The sequence below is a fragment of the Polaromonas sp. genome, from assembly GCF_039930745.1.
In the GTDB taxonomy this organism is placed as follows: Bacteria; Pseudomonadota; Gammaproteobacteria; order Burkholderiales; family Burkholderiaceae_C; genus Polaromonas.
This window is the reverse complement of record NZ_JBDTTH010000127.1, coordinates 1-8,422: the sequence shown is the minus strand read 5'-3', so window position 1 is coordinate 8,422 and position 8,422 is coordinate 1. Positions and strand designations below refer to the sequence as shown.

Genomic DNA, 8,422 nt, shown 5'->3' with positions numbered 1-8,422 from the left:
CGGTGGCGAACGGAGGCATGTTGTAGTGCAGCATGAAGCGGTCTTCGTAGTCGCCCGACAAAGCGTCGATGCGCTGTGCGTCGCGCTCGGTGCCCAGCGTGGTAACAACCAGCGCCTGGGTTTCGCCGCGCGTGAACAGGGCCGAGCCGTGAGTACGGGGCAGCACACTGTTGCGGATTTCAATGGCACGCACTGTGCGCGTATCGCGGCCGTCGATGCGTGGCTCGCCAGAGAGGATCTGGCTGCGGACAATTTTCGCTTCGATGTCGAACAGCATGCCTTCAACGGCCACGCTGTCGAATGCAGCACCGTCAGCCTTGAGGGCGGTCATGACTTCGGAAGTCACCACGCGGCACGCCTGGGTGCGGGCCTGTTTGGCGCGGATCTGGTAAGCGGCCTGCAGCTTGGCGGCGGCCAGCTGGTTGACCTTGGCGATCAGCGGCTCGTCCTTGGCAGGCGCCTGCCAGGCCCAGACCGGCTTGCCGGCATCGCGGACCAATTCGTGAATCGCATTGATGGCGATGTTGCCCTGCTCATGGCCGAACACCACGGCGCCGAGCATGATTTCTTCAGACAGTTGTTTGGCTTCGGACTCGACCATCAGCACAGCGGCTTCGGTACCAGCCACGACCAGGTCCATGGTGGAGTCTTTGAGCTGGGTCTTGCCGGGGTTCAGTACATATTGGCCGTCGATGTAGGCCACACGTGCAGCGCCGATCGGGCCGTTGAAAGGAATGCCGGAAATCGACAATGCAGCGCTGGAAGCGATCAACGCCGGGATGTCGCCTTCGACTTCAGGGTTCAGCGACAGCACGTGAATGACAACCTGCACTTCGTTGAAGAAACCTTCGGGGAACAGCGGGCGAATCGGGCGGTCGATCAGGCGCGATGTCAGGGTTTCAAACTCGCTGGGGCGGCCTTCGCGTTTGAAGAAGCTGCCGGGAATGCGGCCCGCGGCGTAGGTTTTTTCAAGGTAGTCGACGGTCAGGGGGAAAAAGTCCTGGCCGGGCTTGGCATCAGCCTTGGCAACCACAGTGGCCAGCACCACGGTGCCGTCCATATCAACCATGACAGCGCCGCCGGACTGGCGGGCAACTTCACCGGTCTCCATCGTGACCTTGTGCTGGCCCCACTGGAAGGATTTGGTGACTTTATTGAAAATGCTCATGTTTTATCTCCACTAGATTCAAGCACTTGAGGCAGTGCAGGAGGCCCGGAGTGGTGGCTTGCAGAACACGATGCCATTCCACAAAATGCCTGCAATTTCAGGTCTTTTCTTGTGGAATGACACAGCGCGTGATCGTTTTGCCTTGCTCCGAAGTAAGTCAGCGGCGCCGCTGGCGCTTCTGAAATTGAATTATTTGGCTATTTAAAGTGCAAAACGCCTGAGCTAGTGAACTAACTCAGGCGTCTTGCAGTCGTTTCAACGATTATTTACGCAGGCCAAGCTTGGCGATCAACGCAACATAACGGGCCGCGTCCTTGGACTTCAGGTAGTCCAGCAGCTTGCGGCGGCGGCTCACCATGCGCAGCAGGCCACGGCGACCGTGGTGATCCTTGGCATGGGTTTTGAAATGGGGCATCAGTTCGTTGATGCGGCCGGTCAGCAGGGCCACTTGAACTTCTGGGCTGCCGGTGTCGCCAACCGCACGTGCGTTAGATTGGACAATCTCGGCCTTGATTGATTTCTCGATCATGGATTTTTTCCTTGTGTAACTTGCGAGCGGTACAGTGTTCCCGACGTGGGAGTTGACCGTGTCCGCCGTGTTCTGCGCTGCGCCGCTTCACGAATGAAAAGGCACGCTTTTGCGCAGAGCCTTGGATTATAGCCCAGCCTGACGAATCAGGCACTCGGCAGCCAGCGCGCCAGGCGCTCGACCCCCTGCCCCAGCCGGCCCAGGTCATGGCTGGCGAAGCACCAGCGCAGCCAGCCTTGCGCCTCAGCGGACGGGTTGACCATGAAGGCATCGCCCGGCGCCAGACCCAAACCGGCCTCCACCACCAGCCTTTTGGCGGTGGCGAGCGAGTTCCCGAAACGTGCCTGGTCCGCCAGCCGGAAAAACGCATACATGCCGCCCCTGGGCGAAGCGAGTTCAACACCCGGTATCGCCTGTAGCAGGGGCACCAGGGTGTCGCGGCAGGTTTTGAGGTGCGCCACCAGTTGCGGCGTGACGTCGGCGGTTCTTTGCAGCCCCACGAGGGCGGCCCGCTGGACGAACACCGGGGCGCAGGAGGTGTTGAATTCCACCAGTTTTCCCATGTGCGGCGTCATGGCTGGCGGCATCACCAGCCAGCCCAGGCGCCAGCCGGTCATCAAAAAGCTCTTGGAAAAGCTGTGGACGACCACCAGACGATCTTCCGGCGCTGAAATGTCCAGAAAACTGGGCGCGCAGGCGTTAGAGGTGGCCTCGTAATACAGCCGCTCGTAGACCTCGTCGGCCAGAATCCAGGTACCGGTACGGCGGCAATGCGCCAACAGCGCCTCCTGTTCGGCACGGGTCAAGGTCCAGCCGGTCGGGTTGTTCGGCGCATTGACGATCAGCAGCTTGGTCTGCGGCGTGATTGCGGCCAGCAGTTCAGCCATGTCGAGCTGCCACTGGCCGGCGACCGGTTTGAGGCTCACGCAGCGCAGCTTCGCGCCCATGATGAGCGGTTGCGCCGTCAGGTTGGGCCACACCGGCGTCACGGCCACCACCTCATCGCCGGCATCGACGAGCGCCTGCACCGCCAGCATCAAGGCATTCACCCCGCCCGAGGTCACGGCAATGCGGTTCGCCTCAATCGGTGCGGCGCCCGCGCAGCGCAATGCGCTTGCATAAGCGGCAATGGCCTCGCGCAGCTCCGGCAAGCCCAGGTTGTGCGCGTAAAAGGTCTCGCCCTGTTGCAGCGAGGCAATAGCGGCCTCGCGGATAAACGTTGGCGTGACCTCATCGCTTTCGCCAAACCAGAACTTGAGCACATCGCTGCGCCCCATGCCCGCGTTGGCCACCTGGCGGATCATCGACTCTTCAAGGTCTACAACAACCTGTCGCATCACTGTCTTTCTCTGAATGGAGATGTTGCTCAGGGCCGCTGCATCTTGCAGCTGTGCGGCTGCTCGGAACGCGCGGCATCAATCGCCTTGATCACGCGAAAACCGTAACCCGAGCCTTCGACGTCGAATTTGACGCCGGGCGCACCCTGCTTGTCCATCACAGCCACCAGCAAGGGTTGCTGGAACTGATGGTCCGCCTTGCGCATGACACCTTTGTGGGATGCAAACAGCACCGTCGCATTTTCCAGCTGGGCGGCCACCGCGGCAGACTCCACCGTGCCGGCTTTTTCGATGCTTTGCGCCAGCGCCTCGACCATCAGCTGCATGCGCATGTGAACATAGTCGTCCTGGGGTTTTGGGAAACGCTGGCGGAAAGACTTGTAGAAGGTTTCCGACGCGGCACCCGGCTCATTAGGAAACCAGTCGGCCACGGCAATGACCTTGCCAACACCCGCCTCGCCCAAGGCGGCGGGAACGCCGAGCGCGTTGCCATAAAAGGTGTAGAAGCTGCCTTCATAACCCGCGTCCCTGGCGGCCTTGACCAGCAGGGTCAGGTCGTTCCCCCAGTTGCCGGTGAGCACCGCCTGCGCGCCGCTCGCCTTGATTTTCGCGGCATAAGGCATGAAGTCCTTGACCCGGCCCATCGGGTGCAGCTCGTCACCAACGATCTGGACATCGGGGCGCTGGGCCGCGAGCTGCTTGCGGGCTTCGCGCAGAACAGCCTGTCCAAAGCTGTAGTCCTGGCCAATCAGGTAAATGTTCTTGATCGCCTTGTCGTCCTTGAGCACATCCATCAGGGCCGCCATACGCATGTCAGCATGGGCATCAAAACGGAAATGCCAATAGCTGCACTTCTCGTTGGTCAACACCGGATCCACCGCTGAATAGTTCATGAACAGCACACGCCGGGCTGGCTCGCGCTCATTGTGCTTGTTGATCGCATCTACCAGCACCGCGGCGGTGGACGAGGAATTGCCTTGGGCCACCAGTGTGATGCCGTCATCCATGGCAGAACGCAATGCCGACAGCGCTTCTTCGTTCTGCCCCTTGCTGTCATAGCGTACAAAAGCCAGCGGACGATTGCCGCCGGGCAGCTTGACGCCGCCGCGCGCGTTGACACGCTCTGCCGCCCACACCAGGTTGCGGAACACTGCTTCACCGGTGTTGGCGAAAGGACCCGACAGGCTCTCGATCAGGGCCACACGGATCGGCGCCGCGGCAGACGGCTGCTGAGCATGCGTGGCCAGTGACAGCAAGCAGGCGCATAGGGCCGGCGCAATCCGTTTCAAGAGTACTGGAGCAAAAAAATACATTCAAAAATTTCCTTGAAATAACCCGCGCCACGCCTACCTGCTGTGCATGCGGCAATCACGGTTGAGAGCCGCGAAGTGTAAAGGGAAAACTTTCCCGCCTAACCCAAAGGATTTCACATGTTTTATTCACTCGCCAGCCGTCCCGCGCGCAGCTTCCAGCGCCCCGCCTCATCCCTGGTGCGAAGCGGCGCCCTCGACAAATTCCTGAGCGACACCCTGGGCGCCCTGTCGGACGTCCAGCCCAGTCAGACCGCCACCGTGGAGGACGGCGACAAGGCTTACTCATTACAGCTGGACGTTCCGGGCCTGGGCAAAGAGCAGCTGGACATCGGCATCGAAGGTGATGTCGTGCGTATTGCCAGCAAAGCCGATGCCGCCCGCAGCGTCAAGGCCGCCTGGCGTTTTCCTCTGGAAATCGACGCGGCCGCCAGCACAGCCAAGCTGGAGCACGGCGTGCTCACGTTGACCTTGAGCAAAAAAATCCCGGTCAGCAACGTGGCGACGCTGACCATTCAGTAACTCGCCCCCACGGTTGCTCACTTCGTGTAGCGCCCTGCCCCCCGAGGGGGCCGCTGCGCCTGCGGGCCGGCAAAGCCGGACCCGCGGCCCTGGCTTGAATTGATGGGCACTCATGGACGGTCGCGTCAAACCCGATCGTCCTGAGCCTGCAAAGGGCAAGCACTTCGCGGCACAAAAGTCAGGCTGCAATCTCCGCCAGACCCCAGCGCGGCTTCACATCGAAGGTGTAGCCGCGCTGCCGGTTTTCCAGGCCGGCCTGCAGGCGCATGCCGGCCGCCAGTGCAATCATGGCGCCGTTGTCGGTGCACAAATGCATCTCGGGGTAATGCACACGGATCCCCTTCTTGTGGCAGGCCGCGTTGAGCTGCTCCCGCAGCAGCGTATTGGCGCCCACCCCGCCCGCCACCACCAGCCGTTTGAGACCGGTCTGCTCCAGCGCCTTCAGTGATTTTTTAAGCAACACTTCAACAATGGCCGCCTGAGTGGAGGCCGCCAGGTCAGCTCGGGCCTGCTCGCCCATGGGTTCACCGAGTTTTTTGGCCTGCGTCAGCACAGCGGTCTTCAAACCGGAAAAAGAAAAATCCAGGTCTCCGCTGTGCAGCAGGGGCCGGGGCAGCTTGAAGGCCTGAGCGTCGCCGCCTTGCGCCAGCCTGGCCAGGTGCGGCCCACCGGGATACGGCAAACCCAGCAATTTCGCGGACTTGTCAAAAGCCTCGCCGGCCGCGTCGTCAATGGTCTCGCCCAGCAATTCGTAGCTGCCCACGCGGTCCACCCGCATCAGTTGGGTATGGCCCCCCGACACCAGCAGCGCCACGAAGGCAAATTCGGGCGGATCCGCGCTCAGGAAGGGCGAGAGCAAATGCCCTTCCAGATGATGCACACCCATCACCGGCTTGCCCAGCGACGCCGCAAGCGCGCATGCCACACCCGCGCCCACCAGCAAGGCACCGGCCAGCCCCGGCCCGCGTGTATAGGCAATCACGTCCACCTGCTGCAGCGAGCGCTGCGCCTGGCCCATCACTTCATCGATCAACGGAAGCACGCGGCGGATGTGGTCACGGCTGGCCAGTTCGGGCACCACGCCGCCATAGGCCTGGTGCATGTCGATCTGGCTGTGCAGTGCGTGCGACAGGAGCACAGGCACACCCCGCCCCGACGCATCAACCAGCGCCACCCCGGTCTCGTCGCAACTCGATTCAATTCCCAAAATAAGCATCCGGGAAGTGTAAGACCCGGCCACGGGGCAGCACGGCATGTTTGTTGCTGGTATCCCTGAGCCCATGCCCATGAACCACGCCAAACCCCATGACCACGCCACCGGGACCATGAAATCCGGCCTGAACTTCCTCATTGCCGCCAAGCGCTGCGAAATCGCCGAGCTGCAGCAGTTGGCGCTTACCAGCGCGCTGGTGAACGTGACCGGGCGGCTGGTCCACGGTCTGCAGCGCGAACGCGGACTGTCCAACCTGTTCCTGGCCTCGCAGGGCGAGCAGTTTGCCCGGGCCCGTTGCGAACAAATTGCCGAATGCCAGCGGCTGGACGCCGAACTGCGTGGCTGCTTCGACACCCTGGACACTGAGCCCGCCCGCGTGGGCAACGGCGCACGCCTGTTCAGCCGCATCGCCTATGTGCTGCAGGGCCTGGACGCCCTGCAGGGACTGCGCGAGCGCGTGGAAACGCGCGCCTGGCCGACCCGCCGCATCACCGACGCCTATGCCCGCCTGATCGCCGGCCTGCTGGGCGTGGTTTTCGAGGCCGCCGACAGCGCCAGCGACCCCGAAGTGTCGCGCCTGCTCGTGGCGATGTTCAATTTCATGCAGGCCAAGGAGTTTGCGGGCCAGGAGCGCGCCGCCGGCGCGGGCCTGTTCGCGGCCGGCCGGGCCCACTTCGCCGAGCAGCAGCGCTTACTGCTCCTGATCGATTCGCAGGAGCGCTGCCTGAAGGTGTTCAACGAATTTGCCAGCGCCGAGGTGGCCGCGCTGGGCGCCGACAGCCAGGGCGCGCCCCACCTGGCCGAGCTGGAGAGACTGCGGCGCATCCTGTGCACCGCACCGGACACCGGGACGCTCGACACCCAACTCAGCCAGACCTGGTTTGACTGCAGCAGCCGACGCATGGACCGCATGAAGTCTGTCGAAGACGGCCTGGCTCGTGAACTGGTTCAGGTCTGCCAGCACAAGGTTGCGGCGGCCACCGCTGACCTGTCCGGCTACGAAACCCTGGACGCCGTGGCGGCCCGCGAAGGCGACGCGCTGTCCTTCTTCCAGGACGCCGCACCCACACCGCTGGCGACCACGGTGGGCACGGGCATGCCTGGCCTGCCGGTGCCGGCCCAAGGTTACGGCCTGCACCTGGAACGGTCCATTCTGGAGCTGGTGCAGGATCAGGCCCGGCGCCTTCAGGCCATGAGCGACGAACTCGAAACGGTGCGCGCCAGCCTCAACGAGCGCAAGGTCATTGAGCGTGCCAAGGGATTGTTGATGGCGCACCGACACCTCAGCGAGGAAGAGGCGCACAAGACCATGCGCCAGATGGCCATGAACCAGAACCGCCGGCTGATTGAAGTGGCCGATGGCGTGCTCGCCATGGCCGAAGTGCTGCCCGCGCGCAGCCCTTGAAGGCGGGTTTTGCTGCAATGCACAAAATGGTGCCTGGAACCGTATTGATGCACCACGATGAAGCTATGCCAGAAATTCCGGCCGGAACTTTCTGACGGCGGCTCCTCCAGCCGAGCTGCGCGCCGATGCCCGAAATTATTCATATCAATCAATGCCTTGCGCCCTCTCCACGGCGATCTTTTGTTTCAAATTCCACCTGGCACGCAATCTGCTTAATCTACCCGGAGGGAGTTGAGCCAACGGCGGCCCAAAACCCGACTGTCACCCCTGACAAAGGACAACGGCGTCCATTTCCAGCTTGCTAAGCGCAAGCGACGAAATGAGCGCCGTTTTGCTTTTTTGGGTTCCGTTTTCTCAGCCAGGAGTTGAAATGACCGCTAAAAACACCCCCGCCGCCGAGGCGGTTGACCACCCCGCTGCGAGCCCGGTGCCCGGCATCGGCCGCCGCCGTTTTGTGGCCGGCGCCACAGCCCTGGTGGGCGCATCAGGCCTGACGCTGCCAGCTTTTGCACAGAAGCCCGGCCAGCCCGAGAAAGAGTCGCTCAAGTTCGGCTTCATCAAGCTGACCGACTGTGCGCCGCTGGTCGTGGCTTACGAGAAACACTTCTTTGAAGACGAAGGCCTGAACGTCACGCTCGAAGCCCAGGCCAACTGGAAGGTGCTGCTCGATCGCGTGATCGACGGCCAGCTCGATGGCGCCCACATGCTCGCGGGCCAGCCGCTGGGTGCCACCATCGGCTTTGGCACCAAGGCAGACATCGTCACCGCCTTCAGCATGGACCTCAACGGCAATGCCATCACGGTGTCCAACGCGGTCTGGGCCCAGATGAAGCCCCACCTGCCCATGGAGGGCGGCAAGGTCAAGCACCCGATCAAGGCCGACGCGCTCAAGAAAGTGGTGGACAAGTGGAAGGCTGAAGGCAAGCCCTTCAAGATGG

The 8,422-nt window shown here is 62.4% G+C and carries 8 protein-coding genes; 3 read left to right on the top strand and 5 right to left on the bottom strand.

The window, feature by feature from the left end:
- From ABI660_RS21885 to ABI660_RS21870, 4 genes are all read right to left on the bottom strand, one after another.
- On the bottom strand, window positions 1-1,168 hold a 1,168-nt coding region (locus ABI660_RS21885), incomplete at its 3' end, for a polyribonucleotide nucleotidyltransferase (RefSeq protein WP_348072117.1).
- Between the two features lie 262 nt (window positions 1,169-1,430).
- Entirely contained in the window at window positions 1,431-1,697 is a 267-nt protein-coding gene (gene rpsO / locus ABI660_RS21880; protein WP_348072115.1) for a 30S ribosomal protein S15, read from the bottom strand.
- Window positions 1,698-1,843: 146 nt separating this feature from the next.
- The gene (locus tag ABI660_RS21875; RefSeq protein ID WP_348072113.1) at window positions 1,844-3,037 is read right to left on the bottom strand and encodes a pyridoxal phosphate-dependent aminotransferase; all 1,194 of its coding nucleotides are present in this window, start codon (window positions 3,035-3,037) and stop codon (window positions 1,844-1,846) included.
- Window positions 3,038-3,063: 26 nt separating this feature from the next.
- Window positions 3,064-4,347 carry a branched-chain amino acid ABC transporter substrate-binding protein gene (locus ABI660_RS21870; RefSeq protein WP_348072111.1) on the bottom strand — a complete coding sequence of 428 codons (1,284 nt, stop codon included), beginning with the start codon at window positions 4,345-4,347 and terminating at the stop codon, window positions 3,064-3,066.
- 117 nt (window positions 4,348-4,464) lie between these two features.
- Between ABI660_RS21870 and ABI660_RS21865 the strand changes: the two genes are divergently transcribed.
- Window positions 4,465-4,866 carry an Hsp20/alpha crystallin family protein gene (locus tag ABI660_RS21865; RefSeq protein WP_348072109.1) on the top strand — a complete coding sequence of 134 codons (402 nt, stop codon included), beginning with the start codon at window positions 4,465-4,467 and terminating at the stop codon, window positions 4,864-4,866.
- Between the two features lie 178 nt (window positions 4,867-5,044).
- Here the strand turns inward: ABI660_RS21865 and tsaD are convergent, their stop codons facing one another.
- The gene (gene tsaD / locus ABI660_RS21860; RefSeq protein WP_348072107.1) at window positions 5,045-6,082 is read right to left on the bottom strand and encodes a tRNA (adenosine(37)-N6)-threonylcarbamoyltransferase complex transferase subunit TsaD; all 1,038 of its coding nucleotides are present in this window, start codon (window positions 6,080-6,082) and stop codon (window positions 5,045-5,047) included.
- Between the two features lie 109 nt (window positions 6,083-6,191).
- Here tsaD and ABI660_RS21855 point away from each other — a divergent pair, with 109 nt between their 5' ends.
- Entirely contained in the window at window positions 6,192-7,484 is a 1,293-nt protein-coding gene (locus ABI660_RS21855) for a nitrate- and nitrite sensing domain-containing protein (RefSeq protein WP_348072119.1), read from the top strand.
- Window positions 7,485-7,854: 370 nt separating this feature from the next.
- A partial coding sequence (locus tag ABI660_RS21850) for an ABC transporter substrate-binding protein (protein ID WP_348072105.1) occupies window positions 7,855-8,422 on the top strand: 568 nt, incomplete at its 3' end.